A 22,296-nucleotide genomic window follows, 5' to 3' on the forward strand; every position below is an offset into this window, starting at 1 on the left:
CAGCCCCGGGCATCGAAGCTGCCGTCGGCAAGAAAGAACAGAAGCTGAAAGACGAAGAACTGGTTGAAGCTTTCGCCGCGCTGCAAAAGCGTGCCGAAGAGCGTATGGCCAAGATGAGCGAAGAGTCGGCAACCGCTGGCAAGAAATTCCTCGAAGAAAACGGCAAGAAAGCAGGCGTAACGACTACTGCTTCCGGCCTGCAATACGAAGTCATCAAAAAGGCCGACGGCCCACAGCCTAAGCCGACCGACGTAGTGACCGTTCACTACACAGGCAAGCTGACCAACGGCACCGTATTCGACAGCTCCGTCGAGCGCGGCAGCCCGATCGATCTGCCAGTAAGCGGCGTGATCCCGGGTTGGGTTGAAGGTCTGCAACTGATGCACGTTGGCGAGAAGTACAAACTGTACATCCCTAGCGATCTGGCTTACGGCGCGCAATCGCCAAGCCCGGCAATCCCGGCCAACTCGGTTCTGGTTTTCGACCTGGAACTGCTGGCCATCAAGGATCCAGCCAAAGAAGACGCTGCTGCTGCCAAGTAAGCAGCTTCGGCTTCAACAACAACGCCTCGCTTAAGCGGGGCGTTGTTGCATCTGCAGGTTGGCGAGCGTAAACAGAGCGAACCGATGCCGGTCAGGGGAGTCATAGCTTTGAGGCTGCCCGCGCCAGACGCCCTGAGCCGCCAAGTCAATGAAATATTGGGGTTTTTTATGTGAGTAAAAAACGCCCGATCTGAGCGCGGGCCTTATAAACCGGGGCTCTCAGCGCCGAAATGCAGCTCTGTTCACAAGGTTATCCACAATTTGTGTGGATAACATTTCAACGGGAGGAATAGATGAAAGCTCCGTGGAATTTCGCTCGATTCCTGCCCCTGGCTGGCCGTTTGCTGGCCCGTGGTCGCCTGCCGACTTTATTGTTCGCCGTGGCCAGCAAAGGCGCCGCGCAAGGCAATCGCCTCGGCAAGCTCAAAGATGACCTGCGTTTGCTGCAGGCGCTGTGTCTGGCTTACTGGCGTGGCGAGTACCGCGCAATCAGTGGCAAGGCGTTGGTCTCGGTGGTGGCGGGGTTGATGTACTTCCTCAGTCCGGTCGATGCCATTCCGGATTTCATCCCGGTCTTCGGCATGCTCGACGACATCGCCGTGCTCGCCTGGCTGATGAAAACCCTCGACGAAGAACTCAACGCGTTCCGCCTGTGGCGCAGTCGTCAGCGGCCGGAAAAACTCGCCGTGGCCGAACGCCTGCCCGATACCCCCGAACAACTGCAACTGGAAGGCCCGAAAAAGCCCTGAATAACCAAGACCTGCGATAGATAGATCGCCCCCGCGACCTTAGCCGCTGTTAGGATTACACTTCTAGGGAAAAGTGCCGACTCGCTAAGTGTTGTTGTCCTACGGGGTAGTCATGGATATTCAGATAATTGCACGCGATGGCGAACCCGAATACGCGGTTTTGCCATGGGCTCAATATCAGGCGTTACTCAAAGCAGCAGGTCTCAACGAAACACCGTCGCGTCCGGCCCCAGCGCCTGTCGCGGCCACTTCAGACCCGATTCTTCCAGGTCTGGATCAACTCCGCAGTTTGCGCGAAGGGAAGGGCATCGCCATCGAGGCGCTGGCCCGCACGGTAGGCATCAGCCCGTCTTATCTGGCCATGATCGAAAGTGGTGAGCGTGCGCCCGACGCCGCGATTCGCCGCAGCCTGGCCTGGGAATTGACGGTGCCAGGTTGGAGGGATGAATCGTGAGCGTACGCATCAGTCGACAACATTGGGACGGGTTGCTGGGGGAGCTGGATCAGGCGCGCCGACAGCGTCATCTGCTGACGTACCGAGCCTTGCTGGAGCGTCTGCAACTGCCGACACCGGCCATGCAAACCCTGACCGCTGCACTTGAACATCTCGCCGCGCTGGATGCCAAGGCCGAGCAACCGCTGCGCAGTTCACTGGTGATCAGCCAAGGCGCAAGCCGTTTACCGCGCACCGGTTTTTTTGAATGTGTTGAACGTCTGGGGCGTTTTTCTGGACCGTCCGACGGAGTTGCCGCCGCGTCGTGGCACGCTTCCGAAGTGGTCAGAGTGTTCGAATACGAGTACCCGGAATCGGCGGAGGCCTGAGTGTTTTTACGCCTCAAGGCGCGGGCCAGTTACTGGCTGGCCCGTAGGCTGTTTCATTGGTCGTGGTGTGTTCGCCAGCCGCGCATCTGGCGCTGGATGGAAGGGCAATTTGCGCGCATGGCCAACCTCGGCGATGTCGGCGCGCAAAGCTTTTACGGGCACATTCTGACCTTTCGCGGTGTGGGTCTGGGCGCGCGTGAAGAGGGCGTGCGACTGCTGCGTCTGGCGGCACTGGCCGGCGATGGCAAAGCGGCCTATCAGGTCGGCGTGATCAGCCTTGCCGGTACGCCGAGCAAGGCGCCGGATCCAGAGGAGGCTGCGCGCTGGTGGAGCATGGCCGCCAAGGCTGGGCACCCATTGGCCGAGCACAAACTGCAAGAATTGAGTTCGCGCGATTCCAGCCAGTAAATCTCGTCATTAATAAACAGGGCATGAGGGAAACCTCACGCCCTGTTTGCGTTTTGGCTTCTTTTGTTTAGCTGTGGGTAAGCGTTTACAGATTAGTCCTACAACCATCGCCTACTTGGCCGACTTCTTTCCTGCTTGATCCCCCGCACAGTTCCCGCGCCTATTTTTTTGCGCGAGGGAACGCTCATGTTCGACCCGATTAACCCGTCCAATTCGCGCTTTGACGTGCGCTGATGGACGCCATCGCTCGCATCGAGCAAGAACTCGACAGCTTTCCCGCCAGCCTCAGTCTCTACCGCGAACAGCTCAAGCACTGGGCCAGCCGTGCTGCGGACAACGTCAGCCACGCGGCGGATTTGCCGTCGCTGATGGGCATGGAGCGGATCATCCGCTTCGGCGAAAACAGCACCGTTGTCAGCAGCACCGATAACGAGTTTTTCTCCGGCGTCGTCCAGTGCCCGAAGGACGGGCCGATGTTGATCGAGAGCAAGTTCGAGTCGGTGTACGACATTGCGCTCGGCAACATCACCGTCGATGTGATCGCCATGGACAGTGGCGAAATCACCCCTGTAACCCTTGATGCGCAAGGCAAAGGCTTGTTCAAGGGCACAGCGGGCAAGTTCTATCGGGTGCTGGTGCACAGCGAGGTCACCACGGACCAGGTTGATGACCTGTTTAAAGCCTACGACGGCCTGACCCGTGAACTCGACGGCTGGCTGCGCGGTGAGTGGCAGGGTTTTAAACCGCAGTGGTCGCAGTCGGTGGCGACATCGGCAAGCAACGGCATGCTGGCCGGAAGTTGGGCTGCGATCGAGGGAGTGTGGGACAGCATCGGTTTGCTCTCGGACATTCTCAAGGATCCTGGGGCTTTTGCCGAGCGGTTGGGGGCTGGGGCCACGCAGCTGAAGGAGCTGGCGGAGACGGCTCCCGATGTCATGGAAAAGCTGCAGTTGCTGATGAGCGACGAAGCTGCGCTGTGTTTGCTGCTGCGTACCGCCAGCCTTTGGCTGGAGATGCTGCCGCCCAGCGAGATCGCCGGCAAAACCGCCGAAGCCGCGTCAATGATGATCGTGCAGGTGCTGATCGATGTGCTGATCGGCGTCGTGCTGACCTTTGTCGGTGCGGGTGCCGGCATCGCTTATCTGACGCTGCGTCTGGCTGACCGCGCCGCGCAGTTGTTGTCAGCGTTGACGCGGTTGCTGAAGGCGATGTTTGCCATCGTCGAAGGCTTCATCAAGTACGTCGACAAATACAAAAAAGTCGCTGCACGCGGGATTGCCGCCGGGGTGAAAAAAGGCCGGATGCAGTTGCGTTGGGATGTCACGCGCAACGCCTTGCTGAAGAAAGACGAGCACCACGATGACGCTCCGGATCAGGCGAAAAATCCCAACGGGGACAGCGCTGATTGCGCTTCAGCTACGTGCACCAACGGTTGTCCGGTGTCGATGGTCACCGGTGAGGAACTGCTGACGCTGACGGATGCTGTGCTCGACGGCGTGTTGCCGTTTGAATTCACTCGGTTGTATCGCACCAGTGCGGTGGAAATCGATGTCGGCCTGGGGTTTGGCTGGAGCCATTCGCTGGCGCATCGATTGGAATTTGATGGCGACTCGGTTGTTTGGGTCGATCACGAGAATAGGCGCACGACGTTTCCGCTGCCGAGTGTTGAGCGGCCGGCGATTCACAACAGCCTGTCGCGGGCGGCGATTTTTCTTGGGGATGAGCCGGAGGAGCTGATTGTTGCGCTGGCCGGGGAAACGGCGCGGTTTTATCACTTTCGTGCGGGGCGTCTGACGGCGCTTAGCGATGCGTACGACAATCGTTTACGCATCAGCCGCGATCGTCAGGATCGCATCAGACTTCTCGACAATGGCGCGGGGCGGGCGCTGCATTTGCGCTACGACCGTGCGCAACTGATCGCGATCGACTATCAGAGTTTTCATCCAGCCGAGCGCCTTGAAGAGGCGTGGCGTACCGAGCAAACCATCGTCAGTTATTGCTATGACGCGCGTCAGCGTTTGCTCGCGGCGACTAATGCCGCAGGTGAAAGCGAGCGTTACGACTACGACGATGCGCACGTCATCCTGCAGCGACAGCTGACCGGTGGTGCGAGTTTTTTCTGGGAATGGGAGCGGGCCGGCAAGGCTGCGCGTTGCGTGCGGCACTGGGCATCGTTTTCGCAGATGGACACGCGTTATGTCTGGGATGACGACGGCAGTGTCGCGGTGCAGTACGTCGATGGCACTGAAGAGGTTTATGTCCATGACGACCGTGCGCGACTGGTGCGCAAGGTTGAGGCCGACGGTGGCGAGCAACTTAAGGCCTACGACGATCAGGGACGGTTGGTCGCTGAGCAGGATGCGCTGGGTTCTATCACCGAGTACCGCTATGACGATGTCGGACGACTGATCGCGCTGATTCCGGCAGCGGATGCGCCAACGTCCTACGAGTATCGCAACGGTTTCCTGCATCGGCGTTCGCGTGGCGATGCGGTGTGGATTTATCGGCGCAATGCCGAGGGCGACATCACCGAGGCTGTCGATCCTGACGGACAGGTAACCCATTACTACTACAGCGTGCGTGGGCAACTGGTGTCGATCCGGTATCCGGACACCAGCCGTCATCTGCTGGCCTGGAATGACCTCGGCCAACTGGTTGAAGAGACGTTGCCTGAGGGTGGTGTACGGCGTTTTTCCTACGATGCTTTGGGACGGCGGACGACTACGGTTGATCAACATGGCGCCGTTACCCGACAGCAGTGGGACGCCGTTGGCCGACTGGTTCAGACGACTTTTCCTACGGGTGCCACGCGTGCTTATAGCTACGGCGCTTACGGGCAAGTCACCGCCGAGCGTGATGAGCTGGGGCACGTCACCCGGTATGAATACGATGATGACCTGCATCTCGTCTCCCGCCGCATCAATGCCGACGACACGCGGGTGCAGTACCGCTACGACCATGCGCAGTTATTGCTTACCGAGATCGAGAACGAGTCGGGTGAGAAATATCGGCTGGACTACACGCCGACCGGATTAATCCGACAGGAAACCGGTTTCGATGGGCGCCGTACCGCTTACGTGTATGACCTCAACGGTCACCTGCTGGAAAAGACCGAGTTTGGCGATGACGACTCACGTTTAGTCACCGGATACGAACGCGATGGCGCCGGGCGTCTGCTGGTTAAAACCCTGCCGGACGGAGTGAAGGTCAGTTACCAGTACGACCCACTCGGTCGCCTGACCGGCGTCGATGACGGTCAGAACCATCCGCTGGCCTTCGAATACGACCGCCAGGATCGGCTGATCACCGAGCACCAGGGCTGGGGCACTCTGCGCTATGCCTACGACGCTTGCGGCCAGCTCAAACGCATGCGTTTGCCGGACAACAGCAAACTCGATTACCACCATGCCAAGGGCGGCGCGCTGACCGCGATCGACCTCAACGGCGCACGCCTGACCACGCATCAGTTTGAATTTGGTCGCGAGCAAACCCGTCAGCAAGGTTTGCTGCACAGCCACTATCACTACGACGAACAGGGTCGTCTTCAGGCCCACGCCGTCAATCAACAATCCAGCCCACTGTACCTGCGCCACTACAGCTACGCGGTCAACGGCAACCTGGCGAGCATCGCCGATAGCCGCCACGGTCAGCGCAGCTATTACTACGACGCCCTCGACCGACTGACCCGCGTCCGCCACTCCCGCGACGAACTCCCGGAAACCTACGCCCACGACCCGGCCGGCAACCTGCTCATGCAGGATCGCCCCGGCCCGAGCCAGATCAAAGGCAACCGCCTGTTGATGCAAGGCGACCGCCATTACGACTACGACGCCTTCGGCAACCTGATCCGCGAACGTCGCGGCACCGCGCACAAACTTGTCACCGAATACCGTTACGACTGCCAACACCGACTGATTGGCCTGACCCGTCCTGACGGGAAAACCGCGTCTTACCGTTACGACGCTTTCGGCAGACGCATCAGCAAAACCGTCGACGGCGCCACCACTGAATTCTTCTGGCAAGGCGACAACCTCGTCGCCGAAAGCAGCCAGAGCGAATACCGCAGCTACGTCTACGAACCCGGCACCTTCCGCCCGCTAGCGCTGCTCGACGGCAAAGGCCCGAAAAAAGCCTGCCCGTTTTATTACCAGAACGACCACCTTGGCACGCCACTGGAGCTGACCGATTACAGCGGGGAAATCGTTTGGTCAGCGCAGTACGACGCCTATGGAAAAGTCGCGGCGGTGACGTTGGCGGCTGAGGAATACCTGGATCAGCCACTGCGATTTCAGGGGCAGTATTTCGATGCGGAAAGTGGGCTGCATTACAACCGGCATCGGTATTACGACCCGCGGTTGGGGAGATATCTGACGCCGGATCCGGTGAAGCTGGCGGGTGGGTTGAACCAGTACCAGTACACGCCGAATCCGATTGGGTGGGTGGATCCGTTGGGGTTGAGCTGTAACTGCCCCGGAGGCATTCCTGCTGATGGACCTTATAGCGAAATTGTTCCAGGTGGAGGATTAGAAGCCCATGAGACTCGCGGTGGACATGCTATTGCGAGACATGTAGATAGATCGGAGGCTCAACTCAGAGCTAGGCTAGCGGCCGAGCCGAACATACCTATTGCGTCAACATTTCTAAATAGGTCAGAAGCTGAAGCTGCACTCTCGAATGTTATTAGAAACAATAAGGTGACAATTGATAATTTTGTGCAGGGTAATGCAATAAAACTTGTAATTAATGAACAGGTGTCAGCTCCTGCAGGGGTGGGTGTAGTGAGGCAGAGCGGAAGGTTGGAGCCTTTGTCTAGCATTAGATTGGTGTTGCGGCGAGATGCAACTTCACCGCTTGGATACTTTATTTTGACGGGATTTGTAAATGACAATTGAAGATTTTCCTAGCCTGTTTCAGTTTTTCGGGGCCTATTTTCATGAGGACTGGATGTGTGAGTTTGACTCAGCAGATGATGTTGTTAAATCTTTCATAGCGGACTCGGAATCTCGCGTACTTGAGAAGGTGGTAAAGGAAATCGACTCTCTTTTGGCGATGAAAATTTCAGAAAATGAAACTCGAGATTTTTTGCTGAAAAAAAATGGTTGTTGCTATTGCTATTGGAATGAGTGGCAAGACGGAAATTCGTGGTTGAAGCACATTTCTGTACTGTTTAGTGAGGCTTCGCATAATGATATTTAAGTGTTTCTAGGATTGTTAGTGTTATTTGTTATTCGTTGAATAAGAAAGTGGCTCTAAGAGGTGTGGGTATTGTGGTTGAGCAGAGTCGTAAAGTTGGTTTGTTATCAAGGATTTTGTTTTGTTGTAAAGTTATAGGCTTGTTTGTGATGCAAAGGTCGAAGCTTCAGTTTCAGGAAGTTGAAGAATCGGCTAGCCATGAGCGAGCATTAAATGAGGGGGCTGTTGCTAAATTTAAAAAATTCCGAGGAGTTCATAGTTCTCGCTTTTTGAGTCACAGAGCACAAATGAATGCATATAACGAGGCGATGACGAGAGAGTCCAGAAAAATGCCTTGCTTCACGGGAGAGGATAGTATGGGAAATCTGGTAGTGCGAATGGAGACTGAAAATATTGGTGAAGGATATGAGCCAAATCCCGCAAATCCATCTGATCCACGCTACATCTCTGAAATGTATGGTTTTGAAATGAGATTTGATTTCGAGACGCAGGAGCCTTGGGCTCTTTATCCGATAGAGAAAGCATAATGTTGATGCATCCTTATCTTGATATTCCTTATCGTCCAAGGTTGTCTCACTTTCTCGGTGGGTTTGATACGTATGATCGCGAAGAAAGCTTGGGTGAGACGCTGTCTGCGTACGATCCTGAGGATCCATCAGACAGGAGTATTTTAATATCCAGGTACGTAATCAAGCGGTTTTCGAAACTGAGCCATCGGCATAAGTTCGTTTTGTTTGCTGTACTGGGAGAGGCGCTTGAAGAAAGCGGTGATGTCTTTCAAGAGGTGCTGGAGCATGATCCATACTCTCACTCCTTGCTACCAGACGGCTGGGATGAGATGAGTGATCCAAGGGCATTTTTCGAAAGCATGTACTTTCAGTTGTCCGAAGCATGGATTGACGAGCTTTCCAAAGCCAGCCAAGAAGACTCATCAACTTGGTAACCGCGACTTGGTGCTCGCTGCTATTTTGTAAGTTTTGGGGGCATTCATAGGGTGAAGATGCTGGTTGCACGAATTCGGTTATGTCGAATCACCGATGTCCGAGTGTAAGTGCTTCTGCAGGTGGCTGTGCGAACAGGCTATCAATCACATGCACGCTATACCCCGGAACATTCTTCGCATGATGCTTCGCCTGCGATGCCATTTCCGCAAGCTGACTGGCATCAAGCTGTGCGCAGGCTTCGGGATGCAGATGCACGACGCCAATGGATAGCGACAACAACGGAAACTCTTGCCGCACGCCTTGGCGGTTCGGCGCGATGAAGCAGCCTGCTTCAAGGTGTTCGGGGCGATAGAAGCGGCGGCATTGGCTTTGGAAGTCGTCGAGCAGTTGATTGAGTCGCTTGCGCCAGTCTTCAGGTCCGAGGACTAATAGGAAGTCGTCGCCACCAATGTGGCCAACGAAATCTCGGGTGGGGTCGACGCGTTCATTCAGGCATTGAGCCAAACACAACAACACTTCGTCCCCGCGTCCGTACCCGTAGATATCGTTGAAGGGTTTGAAGCTGTCGATGTCGACGTAGCAGATGACTGATTCTCGACCCTGTTGCAGCAGGCGAGTGAGGCACTGCTGAATTGGCACATTGCCAGGCAGTAAGGTCAGCGGGTTGGCGTAGCGTGCCTGTTGGATTTTCAGTTCGGTGATGAGTTTGAGCACGTCGATCACCCGGCCGAGACCGAGGTAGCTGCCGTTGAGGGTGATGATGAAATCTTCTTCGATCCGCTGACGGGCGCGGCTGGTGATGAGGCGGCTCACTTGCTGCAACGACTGACTCATTTCCACCGCGAGAAAGTCGTCATTCATCAATCGGCTAATCGGTTTACGCGCAAACAAGTCAGTGGCAAACGGTTTGAGCAGCGCATCCGACAAGGAATGGCGATGTACGATGCCACACGGCTGACCCTGTTCGTCGAGTACGGCCAGTGAGTTGAGGTTGGCTTGGCGGCGGAAGGCTTCCAGTACGGTCGCGGTCGGTGTGTCGCGCGCTACGGCGGGTTGGTCGTTGAGCAGGGCGCTGAGGTCGCTGCCTTCGTCATTCAGCGCAACGCTGCTGCTGTCGTGTTTGGGCATCAACGTGCGGGCGTCGCGCGGTGGGTGTTCTTGTGGGCGGCCGAGCAAATAGCCTTGCACCAGGTCGACGCCCATTTCGGTGAGCACCGCGAGTTCTTCCGGCAGTTCGATGCCTTCGGCGATGACTTGCGCGCGGGAGGCTTTGGCGATTTGCAGGATCGAGCCGACGAATTCGCGTTTCAGCGCATCCTGGTGGATGCCGTCGATGAAGTGCCGATCGATCTTCACGTAATCCGGGCGCAGCTCCGACCACAGGCGCAGGCTCGAATAACCGGCGCCAAGATCATCCAGCGCGATGGAGAAGCCCATCGCGCGGTAGTGATGCAGTGCGGTTTGCAGCAGCTGGAAGTCGTCGATGGGTGTTTGTTCGGTCAGTTCAATGACGACCTGGCTGGGTGGAATGCCGAAGTCCTGCAGTAGTTGCAGCGTGCGTCCTGGCTGGTGTGCGGCTTCGAGTAATGACTCGGGCGAGACGTTGAGAAACAGTTTGCCCGGCAGTTGCTGTTCATTGAAACGACGGCAGGCGCTTTGTCGGCAGGCGATTTCCAGCTCACTCAAACGCCCCGCCTGTCGCGCCACGGCGAACAAGGCAATCGGCGAGTGAAGAGGGCTGTTGGACGGGCCGCGTGTCAGCGCTTCGTAGCCGAGAATGCGGCGCTCGGAGATGCAGATGATCGGCTGGAACAGGCTGTGCAATCCGCTTTGAGTCAGGATCGAGCTCAAGGCACTCAGCTGTTCGGTCGTGGTCATGGCAATCTCTGGCGATAAAAAAAGGACTGGGAGCGCTCTCGTTGGAGAGTGGCTCCCAGTCCTTTATTGCACGACAGAATGATGACTGTTTGATGACGATCCGGGGATCGTCAGCATTAAATTGCCATCACTTACTTCTTCGCCACCTGATTGCTCAGCTTCAGGTAATCCAGCAGCACGCGCCCGGTTTCGCTCAGGTAGGCATCGTCTTCTGGTTTGACCTTGTCCGGCTCGGCGGCCGTGAGGGCGTCGTCGTCTTCTTTCTTCAGCTCTTTGAGCGGCTCTTCGCCTTTGGCTTTGCGACGGATGTTTTCCATCGCCAGTTGCTTGGCGTCGATGTCGGTGTGTTGCGCGCGACGCTCGGCTTCATTGAGGCTGACGGTTTTTTCTTCCATCAGTTTCTGCGCGAGTGCCAGCTTGTCACGGATGAACACGAACTCCGCGTCTTTTGCCGTGCGGGCGTCATGCTCGGATTTGAGCTGAGCCAGATACGGTTTGAACGGATCGGCCGCCGGTTTGATGGCCGCGCGGATGGTGTCCCACGGCATGGCTTCCGGCAGAGCGCTTTCGCCAATTTCCTTGGTGTCGATCAGCGACGGGTAGTCGATGTCCGGCAGCACGCCCTGATGCTGGGTGCTCTGACCGGAGACCCGGTAGAACTTGGCCAAGGTCAGTTTCAGCTCGCCATGGTTCAGCGGCTGAATGGTCTGCACGGTGCCTTTACCGAAGGTCTGGCCACCGATGATCAGCGCGCGATGGTAGTCCTGCATGGCGCCGGCGAAAATCTCCGAAGCCGAGGCGGACAAGCGGTTGACCAGCAGCGCCATCGGGCCTTTGTAGAACGCGCCCGGGTTTTCATCTTCGAGCACGTCGACACGGCCATCGGCATTACGCACCAGTACGGTCGGGCCTTTGTCGATGAACAGACTGGTCAGCTCGGTGGCTTCCTGCAGGGAGCCGCCGCCGTTGTTGCGCAGGTCGATAACCACACCGTCGACTTTTTCTTTCTGCAGTTCAGTCAGCAGTTTTTTAACGTCGCGGGTGGTGCTCTTGTAGTCCGGATCACCGGCACGGAACGCTTTGAAGTCGAGGTAGAAGGCCGGAATCTCGATGACGCCGAGCTTGTAGTCCTTACCGTCCTGTTTCAGGTTGAGGATGGACTTCTTCACCGCCTGGTCTTCGAGCTTCACCGCTTCACGGGTGATCGGCACGATCTTGGTGGTCTGGTCGTTCGGCGCATTGCTCGCCGGAATCACTTCCAGACGCACCACGGTGCCTTTCGGGCCGCGAATCAGTTTGACCACTTCGTCGAGACGCCAGCCGACCACGTCGACCATCTCTTTGTTGCCTTGGGCAACGCCGATGATCTTGTCCGCCGGGGCGACCTGTTTGGTCTTGTCGGCCGGGCCTGCCGGCACCAGACGCACGACTTTCACTTGGTCGTTGTCGCTCTGCAACACAGCACCGATGCCCTCGAGGGACAGGCTCATGTTGATGTCGAAGTTTTCCGCGTTATCCGGCGACAGATAGTTGGTGTGCGGGTCGTACGACATGGCGAAGGTGTTGATGTACGCCTGGAAGATGTCTTCCGGACGGGTCTGATCCAGGCGCGCCAATTGGTTCTTGTAGCGCTTGGTCAGGGTTTCCTGAATCTGCTTCGGATCTTTGCCGGCGATCTTCTGGCGCAGGACTTCGTCCTTGACGCGTTTGCGCCACAGGTCATCAAGTTCTGCAGTGGATTTCAGCCAAGGGGCGTCCTTGCGATCGATCAGCAAGGTTTCCTTGGTATTGAAGTCCATCTTGTCGACGCCTTTGTTCAGCTCGGCGATGGCGAAGTCCAGACGCGATTTGACGCGATCCAGATAACGCTTGTAGATGGTGAAGCCGGCGTTGAGGTCGCCGCTTTTGAGGAAGTCGTCGAACTGCGTCTTCCACTTGTCGAATTCGGCGATGTCGCTGGCCATGAAATAGCTGCGCGACGGATCCAGCAGCTTGATGTAGCTGTCGTAGATGATCACCGAGCGCGCATCGTCGAGCGGCGGCTTGCTGTAGTGGTGACGCTTGAGCAACTCGACGACGTTCAGACTGGCGATGACTTCATCGCGATCAGGCTGCAATTTGTCCCAGCTGTTGGCAGCGAAGGTATTGCCCGACATCGGCAAAATACCGATACCGATGAATAGAGCGAGGGCGGTGCTTGGGAGCAGATGCTTCATGCTGATTCGACGCGGGGACAATTGATAACGCATATTAGGCCGTCTTTGAAGTCGCCGGTTCTACGAGAGCCGGTCGCATAATGCAAAAAGCCCGGCGCTACAGCTTCGGGCTCAGTCCAGACTCACTATGGAGGCACTGTGAAGGCATTGCAAGGCGTGGAAGGTCAAGTGGCGTGGGTTGAGACCCCGAGTCCTACATGTGATGTAGGACAAGTTCGCATTCGAGTGGCGGCAGCCGGCCTCAATCGCGCCGATTTATTACAGAAAGCCGGTCTCTATCCGCCACCGCCGGGCGCAAGCGACGTGCTCGGTCTGGAGTGTTCCGGGGTCATCAGCGAGGTCGGCGCGGGCAGTTCGTGGCAGGTCGGCGATCGGGTCTGCGCCTTGCTGGCCGGGGGCGGCATGGCCGAAGAGGTGGTGGTTGACGGGCGGCACGTGCTGCCAATTCCCGAAGGCGTTTCGTTGGTTGAAGCGGCGGCATTGCCCGAGGTTTACGCAACAGTCTGGCTGAATGTGTTTCAACTTGCGGCGCTCAAACCGGGTGAGAAAGTTCTCTTGCACGCCGGGGCAAGTGGAATCGGTTCAGCCGCCATTCAGCTGTGCAAGGCGTTTGGCAATCCGTGCTGGGTCAGCGTCGGTTCAGCCGAGCGTTTGGCTTATTGCGAGGCGCTGGGGGCTCAGGGCGGGGTGCTGCGCACTGACGATCTGGAGAGCCTGCGCGACTTCGGGCCGTTCGATGTGATTCTTGATCCGGTGGGCGGCAATTATTCGGCGCTGAATCTGAAGCTGATGGCGCTGGACGGGCGTTGGGTGCTGATCGGTTTGATGGGTGGCCGCGAAGCGAAACTGGATCTGGCGCAAGTGTTGGGTAAGCGCGTGCAGTTGCTGGGCTCGACGTTGCGCAGCCGTGATGATCAGTTCAAGGCGGATCTGTTGAGCGATCTGGGCCAGCAGGTGTGGCCATTGTTTGCGGAAGGGCGCTTGAGTCCGCAGTTGGCCAAGGCGTTTGCGGTGAAGGATGCCGAGGCGGCGTTTGCCGAGCTGGCGAGTAATACGGTGGCTGGGAAACTGGTGTTGGTGATTGACGAAAGCTTGAGCTGAGATCAGAGCAAGGTCAAAAGATCGCAGCCTTCGGCAGCTCCTACAGGGGGATTGCATTCCAAATGTAGGAGCTGCCGAAGGCTGCGATCTTTTGCTTTTATTTCCAGAGATGGATTGGCCATCCGGCTTTTTCGGCGTGCTCGAGCAGCACCGGATCCGGGTTGACCACGTGCGGGAAATCCACTTTCAGCAGCAATGGCAGGTCATTGCGTGAGTCGGAATAGAAACTTGCGCCTTCGAGGTTCTCTTCTTCAGCATCCAGCCACTCCAGCAAGCGAGTGATCTTGCCTTCACGGTAGGTCAACGTGCCCACGGTCTGGCCGCTGTAAACGCCGTGTGCGACTTCCAGTTCAATCCCCAGAATCTCGTCGATGCCGAGTCGATCGGCAATCGGTCTGACCAGGTGCGTGCCCGACGCCGAGATCACCAGAATCCGGTCGCCGGCCTTGCGGTGCGCAGCGATGGTTTTGGTCGCGTCGCTGAAGATGATCGGTTCGATAAAGTCTTCAACCCACGGCCCGACCAGGTGCTCGACTTCTTCTGGCGTACGGCCGATCAGCGGTTCGAGGCTGAACGCCATGTACTCTTCCATGCGTAATTTGCCATGGCTGTAGGCGTCCATCAGTTCGTTGTTCTTGCGCATGAACGACTCGGGATCGACCCAGCCCAGGCGCCCCATCTGCTCGCTCCAGAGGGTGGCGCAATCGCCGTGGATCAACGTTTCGTCCAGATCAAAAATTGCCAGGGCCATCAGTTCTCTCCGAGAACAGCTGCGAGCTACAAGCGTCGAGCTGCAAGAATTGGAATCAGCTGCGCCGCAGTCTACAACTTGAAGCTTGTAGCTCGAAGCGTGCAGCTGCTTTTAAGCGACTTCACACAGGGCCGTCGGATCGATGGAAAGCGCCAGACGCTGACCATCGGGATGCAGATCAGCCGCCGAACGATTGAGCACATCCACCACCAATTCCACGCCGCGCGCTTCGATGCGATAGCGAATGACATTGCCGAGCAGGCTGTGGCTGCGGATCTGCGCGTCGAGTTCGCCGTTGAGGCTCAGTTCGATGGCTTCCGGGCGAATGGCGATGCGATGGTTGATCGGGCGCTGCAACAGCTTTGAGGCGGCTTCGGCGTCGAGCAGGTTGTAGTTGCCGATAAAGCCTGCGGCGAACACGTCGACTGGCGCGGTGTACAAGGTTTCGGCGTCGCCGCTCTGTACGATTTTTCCCTGATTCATCAGGAAAATGCGATCAGACATGGTCAGCGCTTCTTCCTGATCGTGTGTGACGAAGATCGTGGTCAGGCCGAGTTCGCGCTGGATCTGACGGATCTGTTCGCGCAGGTGTTTACGAATTCGTGCATCGAGGGCCGACAGCGGTTCATCCAATAGCAACAAACGTGGGCGCGTGACCAGCGAACGGGCGAGGGCGACACGCTGGCATTGACCACCGGAGAGTTGATGCGGGTAGCGGCTGGCGAAGTCGTTGAGTTCAACCAGTTTCAAAACTTCCGACACGCGTTTATGGCTGTCGTCGGCGTTGACCTTTTGCATGCGCAAACCGAATGCGACGTTCTGCTCGACGGTCATGTTGGGAAACAACGCGTAGCTCTGGAACACCATGCCGATCCCGCGTTTTTGCGGTGTCAGCGGCACAATGTCGACGCCATCGAGCAGGATCTGGCCGCCATCGACCGGCGTCAGGCCGGCGATGCAGCGCAGCAGGGTAGATTTGCCGCAACCGGACGGGCCGAGCAGGGTGACGAATTCGCCTTTGTTGATTTCGCAGTTGATGTCGCTGAACACCGGGGTGCCCGCGTAGTTTTTCTGCAGGTGTTGGACGCTGACATAGCTCATTCGCTTTTGTCCTTGTTCAAGATGTTGGCGATCCACGTCAGGATCAGCACGAAAAAGAAATACGAGATGACCAGCGCACTGGTGAAGTGACCGCTGCTGTTGCGCATGTTGTTCAGATAAACCTGCAGGGTTTCGTAACGCGTGCCGACGAGGATGTTGGCGAAAACGAACTCACCGAACAGGAACGAGAACGACAGCAGCAACGCGACCATCAGGCCTTTGCGCAGGTTGGGCAGCACCACCAGAATCGCTGCCTGAAAGGTGCTGGCGCCGAGCAGTTGCGCGGCGTCCATCAGGTCGCGCAGGTTGATCGCTTGCAGGTTGTTGGTAATCGCCCGGTACATGAACGGCAGCGCCACGGTGAAGTAGCAGCCGATCAAAATCCACGGCGTGCCGACCATCGCCATCGGCCCGGAACCGTAGAGTTGCAACAGACCCACCGACGACACCACCGGCGGCACCGCGAAGGGCAGCAGGATGAGGATGTTCATCAGCGCATCGAGTTTCGGAAAGTGGTAATGCACGACGAACAGCAGCGGCAGAATCAGCACCACCGACAGTACCAGCGCGCCGACACACACCAGCAATGACTGGCCGAAGGCGTGGAGGAACCGTGGATCGCTCCACAACTGGATGTACCACTTGAAGGTGAAACCGCTGGGCAAAATGGTCGCCGACCAACTGCTGGCGATCGAGTAGACCAGCGTGCCCGCCAGTGGCAGCAAGAGGATCGCAAACAGCAGGTAAACCACGACGCGGTGGTAGAGGCCGGCCGGGCCGGATTCAGCGCGAGACATGGTAGCTCCTCTTCAACAGCAGTTGATGCACGACGGTGACGATGGTCATCAGCGCCACCAGCACCACGGCCAGAGCGCTGGCCAGATTCGGGTCGAGGGAAATGTCGCCGGAGACCATCGCTGCAATCCGGATCGGCAGGACGTTGAAGTTGCCCGTCGTCAGTGCATACACAGTGGCGTAGGCGCCGAGGGCGTTGGCCAGCAGGATCACAAACGTACCGAGCAACGCGGGTGTCAGCACTGGTAAACCAATATGCCGCCAGAACTGCCAACCGTTGGCCCCGAGCAATGCTGCGGACTCGCGCCAGTCTTCACGCAAAGCGTCGAAGGCCGGGTAGAGCAGCAGCACGCCGAGGGGAATCTGGAAATAGGTGTAGAGGATGATCAAGCCGGTTTTCGAGTACAGGTTGAAATCCTGAATGATCCCGGCCTGCTTGAGCATGATGGTGATGCTGCCGTTGAAACCGAGCAGGATGATGAAGGCGAACGCCAACGGCACGCCGGCAAAGTTGCTGGTCATGTTGGCGAAGGCATTCACGAAGTTGCGCAGTTTTGAATCAACGCGGCGCAGGGAATACGCCCCGAGCACGGCAATGATGATGCCGAATACGCTCGACCAGAAACTGATTTCCAGGCTGTACTGGATCGCCTGCAAGTAGAACTTCGAACTGAAGATCTTGGTGAAGTTTTCGATGCCCCAACCGAACTCTTCCGATTGCAGGCTGTTGATCATTACCCAGACCAGCGGGGCGATTTCGAAGACGATAAAGAACAGCGCGAAGGGCACCAAGCACAACGCCGCCAGCCATTTGCCGCGAGTCATGGCATTCACTTGAGCAGCTCCCGGCACACAGGTTTGTCGTGGGGCACGCCGAGCAGTTCGCAGACAGTGCCGCAGATTTCCGTCTGCTTCGGCGCGGCATCAGCGCTGAAGCTGAACGCGTCGCCGAGGACGAAAAGCGGCACTTGACGCTCTTCCGGCAGCAGGCCGTTGTGGGAGCGGTCGTTGTTCATGCCGTGGTCGGCGGTCACCAGCACTTGATAACCCGCGTCGAGCCAGCTCTGCAAATAGTCGGCGAGGATGATGTCGGCCGAGCGCGCACTGTTGCGGTACTGCGAAGAGTCGAGGCCGTGCTTGTGCCCGGCGTCGTCGATGTTCATCGGGTGGATCAGCAGGAAGTTCGGATCGTGGCGCAGGCGCAGGTTTTCCGCGTCGGCGAACAGGTGCGAATCCGGATAGTGATCGTTCCAGTAGAAATGCCCGTGCTGGATCGGCAGCGACAGATTGTCGGTGTGCCGGTCGCGGGCAGCCACGAACGGCGAGCGGTTGTACAGCTCGCTGACCCAGTGATACGCCGCGGCAGCGGTTTTCAGACCGGCATCGCGGGCGTAGTGATAAATGCTGCGCTGATTGGACAGGCGCGAAACGTTGTTGTGGACGATGCCGCTGTCGATCGGCGGCACGCCGGTGAGGATGCATTCATAAAGCGGTCGGGACAGGGCCGGCAGCTCGCACTCCAACTGGTAGAGCGCGGCGCGTCCTGCGCCAACATAAGCCTGCAGATGCCCCATGGCGTGGCGCGCGACCTCGTAGTTGAGACCGTCGAGCACGACAAGGATGACGTTGTGCTTCATAGGGGCAAAAACTCCGAAAACAAAACTGGAACCGACCCCTGTAGGAGCTGCCGCAGGCTGCGATCTTTTGATGTTGCTTTTAAAGGGCAAGATCAAAAGATCGCAGCCTGCGGCAGCTCCTACAGATGAAGGATTACTTCATCTCGACGATGACTTCTTCGTTCCACTGCTGTGGCAGGGCTTTGGAGGTCTTTTCCCAGGCGTCGGCGTCTTTGATCGGGGTGACCTTTTTGTACTGCTCGTTTGGCAGCAGTTTGGCCTTCACGTCTTCCGGCAGTTGCAGGTGCTCGGCGCGGATCGGACGCGCGTTGCCGCGAGCGAGGTTGGTCTGGCCGGCGTCGCTGAAGATGTATTCGCGGGTCAGCTTGGCGGCGTTCGGGTTTTTCGCGTACTTGTTGATGATCGTGGTGTAGCCGGAAATCACCGAACCGTCGGACGGGATCAACACCACGTAATCATCCGGGTTGGCCATCTTGGCTTTGTAGCTCAGGCCGTTGAAGTCCCAGACCACACCGACTTCGATCTCGCCTTTTTCCATGGTGGCGATGGTCGGGTTAGCCATCGACAGGCGACCTTGCTTGGCAATGTCGGCAAACAACAGCAGCGCAGGTTTGATGTTTTTCTCGTCGCCACCGTTGGCCAGTGCCGCAGCGAGTACGCCGTTGGCGGCCTGGGCGGCGGTGCTTACGTCACCGATGGAGACCTTGTATTTGCCGCCCTTGAGGTCAGCCCATTTGGTCGGTACTTCGGAACCGTGCAGCAACTTTTTGTTGATGATGAAGGCGATGGTGCCGGTGTAGGCCAGTGCCCAGTTGCCGTCCTTGTCCTTGGCCCAGTCCGGGACTTGATCCCAGGTGCTTGGCTTGTACGGTTGCACCACGCCTTGCTTGACCGCGATCGGGCCGAACGCGGCGCCGACGTCGCCGATGTCAGCGGTGGCGTTATCCTTTTCCGCCGCAAACTTGGCGATTTCCTGAGCCGAGCTCATGTCGGTGTCGATGTGTTTCAGGCCGTAGGTTTTGGCCAGGTCTTCCCAGGTGCCTTTCCAGTTGGCCCAGTCATCGGGCATGCCGACGCTGTTGACGGCGCCTTCCGCTTTCGCAGCGGCTTCGAGGGTTTTCAGATCGGTGCCGGCCGCCATGGCGGAGGTGCACAGTGCAATGGTCGAGCCTAACAGTGTTGCCAGGAAAAGCTGTTTCATTCCGAAGCTCCTTGGTCGTGTTCAACGCTGCGATTGCGGTGGTTGTTGGTCTAGGTCAGCAATACCTGAGCCAATTTAAGGGGGCTGGATGACACTTTGATGTCGGTGGCCTCGCGCCAGGCCTTTTATCTGGCCTATATCGGCAGGTGCCCGATAAGCGTAGACCATGCGCAAAGGCCCGGAGGGCAAGGGACTTGGCCGATGTATTGCAAGTCGTGAGGATGACCGTTCGGTAGTTTTGTCATCTATCGGTCATGTGTACTGCCTAGGCTTGCAACACCGCGAAACGGGTTTGATCACCGTGCGGTTTTGCCCCGAAACAGTGCTGGTCTAGTCCAGATAGGTAACGTTGATGCGTGATGAGGCAACAAAAGCGGTGACAGCCATTGGCCAGGTGTTGCAGGAGCAGCTCGACCACGGCTTGTTGGCGGCGGGCAGTAAGTTGCCGGCTGAACGCAAGCTCAGTGAGTTGTTTGGCACCACGCGGATTACTGTGCGTGAGGCGTTGTTGCAGTTGGAGGCACAGGGGCAGATTTATCGCGAGGAGCGGCGTGGCTGGTTCGTTTCGCCGCCGCGTCTGGCCTATAACCTGATGCAACGCAGTCACTTTCACGCGATGGTCAGTGCGCAGGGGCGTGAGCCTTCGACCGAGGTGATTTCGGCGCGGCTGCAACCGGCGTCAGCGGCGGTGTGTGCGTGGTTGCAGTTGCCGGCGCTGTCCAGCGTGATTCAGATTTGCCGGTCGCGGCGGATTGACGGGCGGTTGGTGTTGTATGTGGAGCACTATTTGAATCCGCAGTTTTTTCCGGGGATTCTTGAGTTTGATTTGAATCAGTCGATTACTGAGTTGTATGCGCGGCATTACGATTTGCACTATGGGCGGGTGCGCTTTGAGATTGTGCCGACGTCTTTGTCGGTGGATGCGGCGGCGGCTTTGCGGGTGTCGGTGGGGAGTCCGGGGTTACGGATTGCTCGGGTTAATTATGATCAGCATGAGCGGTTGATTGATTGTGATCTGGAGTTTTGGCGGCATGATGCGATTCATGTGGGGGTCGACGTTGTTTGATCGTTTTTTGGGGGCATATCCGTTGCTGCGGGTGTTGCTGATTATGGTTCCGCCCTTACGGCGGGTCACTTTTGGCAAACGCCCCAAAAGTGACCAAAAGGTCTGTGCCCTGACGTCCGGCCCTCGCTAAGGCTCGGATTCCTTCGTTCCGGGTTCATCCGGGGGCATCGCCTACGGTTTGCTTCGCTGCACCTCCTCTCGATGCTTTCCCCGTATGAATCCCTCCACTCAGCCTCCCGACGGGCTCTAAGATCAAGATCAAGATCAAGATCAAGATCAAAAGCAGGCGAGCTGACACTCGGCCTATTGAGTGGTGAGAAGCATGGCGCGCTCGGCTTTTGCTTTTGTAGGAGCAGAGCTTGCTCGCGAAGGCGGCCTGACAGCCGACCTGTTTACTGTGGATGTACTCAATCCAATTGTAGGAGTGAGCCTGCTCGCGATAGCGCCCTTACAGGCGCCCTTTTTCTGACAGGCTGCACACGATCCAATTGTGGGAGCGAGCCCGCTCGCGAAAGCGCCCCCACAGTCACCGCCTCTTTACTTGTCTGTCTGCGCGTTGGCATACAAATAATCCGTCGCCAACGAGGCCAGTGTCCTCACGCCAACCACCAGCGCTGACTCATCGACAAAGAACCCTGGATTATGATTCGGCGCGGCTTTGCTCATGTCTTGATCCCGCGGCGTCACGCCAAGAAACACGAACAGCCCCGGCGCTTCTTTGGCAAAGAACGAGAAGTCCTCAGCCCCGCCCACCAGCGGCCCTTGCACCACGTCATCCTTGGCCGCCCACTTCAACGTCGGCAGCATTTTTTCCGTGAGTGCCGGGTTGTTGATGGTCGGGTCGTATTTTTCGATGATGGTGACGTCCGCTTTGGCACCGCCGCTTTCGGCGATTTTTTCGACGGTCTGGCGTACGTCGGCGTGGAGTTTCTGGCGGATGCCGTAGTCGTATGAGCGGATCGTCCCGGTCATGTCGACCGATTCGGGAATGATGTTGTAGCGCGTCCCGCCGTTGATGGTGCCGATGCTGACCACCGATGGAAACGACGAGATGTCGGTGCGGCGGCTGACCACGGTTTGCAGGCCGACGATGGTTTGTGCGCCGACGGTGATCGGGTCGATGCCGTCCCATGGGCGGCCGGCGTGGGTTTGTTTGCCGAGGATTTTGATGCGCAGGTCGTCGGAGCTGGCGAGGGTCGGGCCGGGGCGGTAGGTGATCTGGCCGGCGGGGACGCCGGCCCAGACGTGCAGGCCGAAGACGGCGTCGGGTTTCGGTGATTTCATCACGCCTTCCTCGACCATCATTTTCGCGCCCCAGGTATTTTTGCCGTCGGGGATGAAGTCGCTCGGGCCTTCTTCGGCGGGCTGGAAGTAGAACACCACGGTGCCGGGCAGGGTGTCGCGCATGCCGGTCAGAATTTTCGCCGTGCTGAGCAGGATCGCGGTGTGGGCGTCGTGGCCGCAGGCGTGCATCACGTCGACTTCTTTGTCGAGGTAGGTGCCTTTGGCTTTCGAAGCGAATGGCAGGTCGGAGACTTCCTTGACCGGCAGCGCGTCCATGTCGGCGCGCAGGGCAACGGTCGGGCCGGGCAGGGCGCCTTTGAGGACGGCGACCACGCCCGTGCGCGCCACGCCGGTTTTGACTTCCAGGCCCATCGCTTTGAGTTGTTTGGCGACCAGTTCCGACGTGCGCTTTTCAGTGTTGCCGAGTTCGGGGTGGGCGTGGATGTCGCGGCGGGTTTCCAGTAGTTCCGGTTCGAGTTTTTGCGCCTGCTCGGCGATCTGCGTGCGCGTGCTTTCCATGGTGGCGGCGCCGGCGTGACAGGCGAACAGGGTGAGTAGAACGGCCTGGGCAATGCGGGTCAGTTGCATCGGGTTTCTCCTTGGTTATT

At 57.8% G+C, this 22,296-nt stretch carries 20 protein-coding genes; 11 read left to right on the plus strand and 9 right to left on the minus strand.

Annotation, left to right across the window (positions count from 1 at the left end; all coding sequences use genetic code 11):
- The 9 genes from ACIP66_RS24015 to ACIP66_RS24055 all read left to right on the plus strand — a co-directional run.
- On the plus strand, positions 1-542 hold a 542-nt coding region (locus ACIP66_RS24015), incomplete at its 5' end, for an FKBP-type peptidyl-prolyl cis-trans isomerase (protein WP_400651412.1).
- A 293-nt stretch (positions 543-835) separates the two neighbouring features.
- Positions 836-1,291, plus strand: coding sequence for a YkvA family protein (locus ACIP66_RS24020; protein ID WP_053118602.1), 456 nt, complete (start codon positions 836-838; stop codon positions 1,289-1,291).
- Positions 1,292-1,403: 112 nt separating this feature from the next.
- Entirely contained in the window at positions 1,404-1,745 is a 342-nt protein-coding gene (locus tag ACIP66_RS24025) for a helix-turn-helix transcriptional regulator (protein WP_053118605.1), read from the plus strand.
- Positions 1,742-2,113 carry a hypothetical protein gene (locus tag ACIP66_RS24030; protein ID WP_003223109.1) on the plus strand — a complete coding sequence of 124 codons (372 nt, stop codon included), beginning with the start codon at positions 1,742-1,744 and terminating at the stop codon, positions 2,111-2,113. Before ACIP66_RS24025 ends, ACIP66_RS24030 begins: the two co-directional genes overlap by 4 nt.
- Complete coding sequence (locus tag ACIP66_RS24035) at positions 2,114-2,521, plus strand: tetratricopeptide repeat protein (RefSeq protein WP_053118607.1); 408 nt, start codon at positions 2,114-2,116, stop codon at positions 2,519-2,521.
- Between the two features lie 233 nt (positions 2,522-2,754).
- Positions 2,755-7,413, plus strand: a complete 4,659-nt coding sequence (locus tag ACIP66_RS24040; protein ID WP_400651415.1) for an RHS repeat-associated core domain-containing protein — start codon at positions 2,755-2,757, stop codon at positions 7,411-7,413.
- Positions 7,403-7,717: a contact-dependent growth inhibition system immunity protein gene (locus ACIP66_RS24045; protein ID WP_400651417.1), complete on the plus strand. Its 315-nt coding sequence runs from the start codon at positions 7,403-7,405 to the stop codon at positions 7,715-7,717. Before ACIP66_RS24040 ends, ACIP66_RS24045 begins: the two co-directional genes overlap by 11 nt.
- 35 nt (positions 7,718-7,752) lie before the next feature.
- The gene (locus ACIP66_RS24050) at positions 7,753-8,241 is read left to right on the plus strand and encodes a hypothetical protein (protein WP_400651419.1); all 489 of its coding nucleotides are present in this window, start codon (positions 7,753-7,755) and stop codon (positions 8,239-8,241) included.
- Positions 8,241-8,657 (plus strand): hypothetical protein, encoded by a 417-nt coding sequence (locus tag ACIP66_RS24055; protein ID WP_400651422.1) that lies wholly within the window; start codon positions 8,241-8,243, stop codon positions 8,655-8,657. The genes ACIP66_RS24050 and ACIP66_RS24055 overlap by 1 nt, the downstream gene beginning before the upstream one ends.
- 88 nt (positions 8,658-8,745) lie before the next feature.
- Here ACIP66_RS24055 and ACIP66_RS24060 read toward each other — a convergent pair whose 3' ends face one another.
- Together ACIP66_RS24060 and ACIP66_RS24065 are read right to left on the minus strand one after the other, a co-directional pair.
- Entirely contained in the window at positions 8,746-10,536 is a 1,791-nt protein-coding gene (locus tag ACIP66_RS24060) for a bifunctional diguanylate cyclase/phosphodiesterase (RefSeq protein ID WP_400651425.1), read from the minus strand.
- Positions 10,537-10,667: 131 nt separating this feature from the next.
- Positions 10,668-12,752, minus strand: a complete 2,085-nt coding sequence (locus ACIP66_RS24065) for a carboxy terminal-processing peptidase (RefSeq protein WP_212544292.1) — start codon at positions 12,750-12,752, stop codon at positions 10,668-10,670.
- Between the two features lie 138 nt (positions 12,753-12,890).
- On the opposite strand from ACIP66_RS24065, the gene ACIP66_RS24070 reads away from it, so the two are divergent.
- Entirely contained in the window at positions 12,891-13,853 is a 963-nt protein-coding gene (locus ACIP66_RS24070) for a zinc-binding dehydrogenase (RefSeq protein WP_400651427.1), read from the plus strand.
- Between the two features lie 97 nt (positions 13,854-13,950).
- On the opposite strand, the gene ACIP66_RS24075 is transcribed toward ACIP66_RS24070, so the two are convergent.
- The 6 genes from ACIP66_RS24075 to ACIP66_RS24100 form a co-directional block, all read right to left on the minus strand.
- Positions 13,951-14,604 (minus strand): HAD family phosphatase, encoded by a 654-nt coding sequence (locus ACIP66_RS24075; RefSeq protein ID WP_053118621.1) that lies wholly within the window; start codon positions 14,602-14,604, stop codon positions 13,951-13,953.
- A 111-nt stretch (positions 14,605-14,715) separates the two neighbouring features.
- Positions 14,716-15,705 (minus strand): ABC transporter ATP-binding protein, encoded by a 990-nt coding sequence (locus ACIP66_RS24080; protein WP_159814905.1) that lies wholly within the window; start codon positions 15,703-15,705, stop codon positions 14,716-14,718.
- Complete coding sequence (locus tag ACIP66_RS24085) at positions 15,702-16,502, minus strand: ABC transporter permease (RefSeq protein ID WP_400651430.1); 801 nt, start codon at positions 16,500-16,502, stop codon at positions 15,702-15,704. The genes ACIP66_RS24080 and ACIP66_RS24085 overlap by 4 nt, the downstream gene beginning before the upstream one ends.
- Positions 16,489-17,325 (minus strand): ABC transporter permease subunit, encoded by an 837-nt coding sequence (locus ACIP66_RS24090; protein WP_178124209.1) that lies wholly within the window; start codon positions 17,323-17,325, stop codon positions 16,489-16,491. Before ACIP66_RS24090 ends, ACIP66_RS24085 begins: the two co-directional genes overlap by 14 nt.
- 5 nt (positions 17,326-17,330) lie before the next feature.
- Positions 17,331-18,137 (minus strand): alkaline phosphatase family protein, encoded by an 807-nt coding sequence (locus tag ACIP66_RS24095; protein ID WP_282357454.1) that lies wholly within the window; start codon positions 18,135-18,137, stop codon positions 17,331-17,333.
- A 133-nt stretch (positions 18,138-18,270) separates the two neighbouring features.
- Positions 18,271-19,338 (minus strand): ABC transporter substrate-binding protein, encoded by a 1,068-nt coding sequence (locus ACIP66_RS24100; RefSeq protein WP_400651433.1) that lies wholly within the window; start codon positions 19,336-19,338, stop codon positions 18,271-18,273.
- Between the two features lie 352 nt (positions 19,339-19,690).
- Between ACIP66_RS24100 and ACIP66_RS24105 the strand changes: the two genes are divergently transcribed.
- Entirely contained in the window at positions 19,691-20,404 is a 714-nt protein-coding gene (locus ACIP66_RS24105; protein WP_201227334.1) for a UTRA domain-containing protein, read from the plus strand.
- 537 nt (positions 20,405-20,941) lie between these two features.
- On the opposite strand, the gene ACIP66_RS24110 is transcribed toward ACIP66_RS24105, so the two are convergent.
- Positions 20,942-22,276: an amidohydrolase gene (locus ACIP66_RS24110; RefSeq protein ID WP_400651436.1), complete on the minus strand. Its 1,335-nt coding sequence runs from the start codon at positions 22,274-22,276 to the stop codon at positions 20,942-20,944.
- Positions 22,277-22,296: the final 20 nt, after the last annotated feature.

The sequence above is a fragment of the Pseudomonas sp. NPDC088429 genome, from assembly GCF_044753305.1.
In the GTDB taxonomy this organism is placed as follows: Bacteria; Pseudomonadota; Gammaproteobacteria; order Pseudomonadales; family Pseudomonadaceae; genus Aquipseudomonas; species Aquipseudomonas rustica.

What these genes read in the sequence shown, in the direction of transcription:
- ACIP66_RS24040 (WP_400651415.1), top strand. Translation starts at nt 2,755, where the DNA reads ATGGACGCCATCGCTCGCATCGAGCAAGAACTCGACAGCTTTCCCGCC.
- ACIP66_RS24065 (WP_212544292.1), bottom strand. Translation starts at nt 12,752, where the DNA reads ATGAAGCATCTGCTCCCAAGCACCGCCCTCGCTCTATTCATCGGTATC.
- ACIP66_RS24060 (WP_400651425.1), bottom strand. Translation starts at nt 10,536, where the DNA reads ATGACCACGACCGAACAGCTGAGTGCCTTGAGCTCGATCCTGACTCAA.
- ACIP66_RS24055 (WP_400651422.1), top strand. Translation starts at nt 8,241, where the DNA reads ATGTTGATGCATCCTTATCTTGATATTCCTTATCGTCCAAGGTTGTCT.
- ACIP66_RS24105 (WP_201227334.1), top strand. Translation starts at nt 19,691, where the DNA reads ATGCGTGATGAGGCAACAAAAGCGGTGACAGCCATTGGCCAGGTGTTG.
- ACIP66_RS24100 (WP_400651433.1), bottom strand. Translation starts at nt 19,338, where the DNA reads ATGAAACAGCTTTTCCTGGCAACACTGTTAGGCTCGACCATTGCACTG.
- ACIP66_RS24045 (WP_400651417.1), top strand. Translation starts at nt 7,403, where the DNA reads ATGACAATTGAAGATTTTCCTAGCCTGTTTCAGTTTTTCGGGGCCTAT.
- ACIP66_RS24110 (WP_400651436.1), bottom strand. Translation starts at nt 22,276, where the DNA reads ATGCAACTGACCCGCATTGCCCAGGCCGTTCTACTCACCCTGTTCGCC.
- ACIP66_RS24020 (WP_053118602.1), top strand. Translation starts at nt 836, where the DNA reads ATGAAAGCTCCGTGGAATTTCGCTCGATTCCTGCCCCTGGCTGGCCGT.
- ACIP66_RS24025 (WP_053118605.1), top strand. Translation starts at nt 1,404, where the DNA reads ATGGATATTCAGATAATTGCACGCGATGGCGAACCCGAATACGCGGTT.
- ACIP66_RS24085 (WP_400651430.1), bottom strand. Translation starts at nt 16,502, where the DNA reads ATGTCTCGCGCTGAATCCGGCCCGGCCGGCCTCTACCACCGCGTCGTG.
- ACIP66_RS24090 (WP_178124209.1), bottom strand. Translation starts at nt 17,325, where the DNA reads ATGACTCGCGGCAAATGGCTGGCGGCGTTGTGCTTGGTGCCCTTCGCG.
- ACIP66_RS24080 (WP_159814905.1), bottom strand. Translation starts at nt 15,705, where the DNA reads ATGAGCTATGTCAGCGTCCAACACCTGCAGAAAAACTACGCGGGCACC.
- ACIP66_RS24095 (WP_282357454.1), bottom strand. Translation starts at nt 18,137, where the DNA reads ATGAAGCACAACGTCATCCTTGTCGTGCTCGACGGTCTCAACTACGAG.
- ACIP66_RS24075 (WP_053118621.1), bottom strand. Translation starts at nt 14,604, where the DNA reads ATGGCCCTGGCAATTTTTGATCTGGACGAAACGTTGATCCACGGCGAT.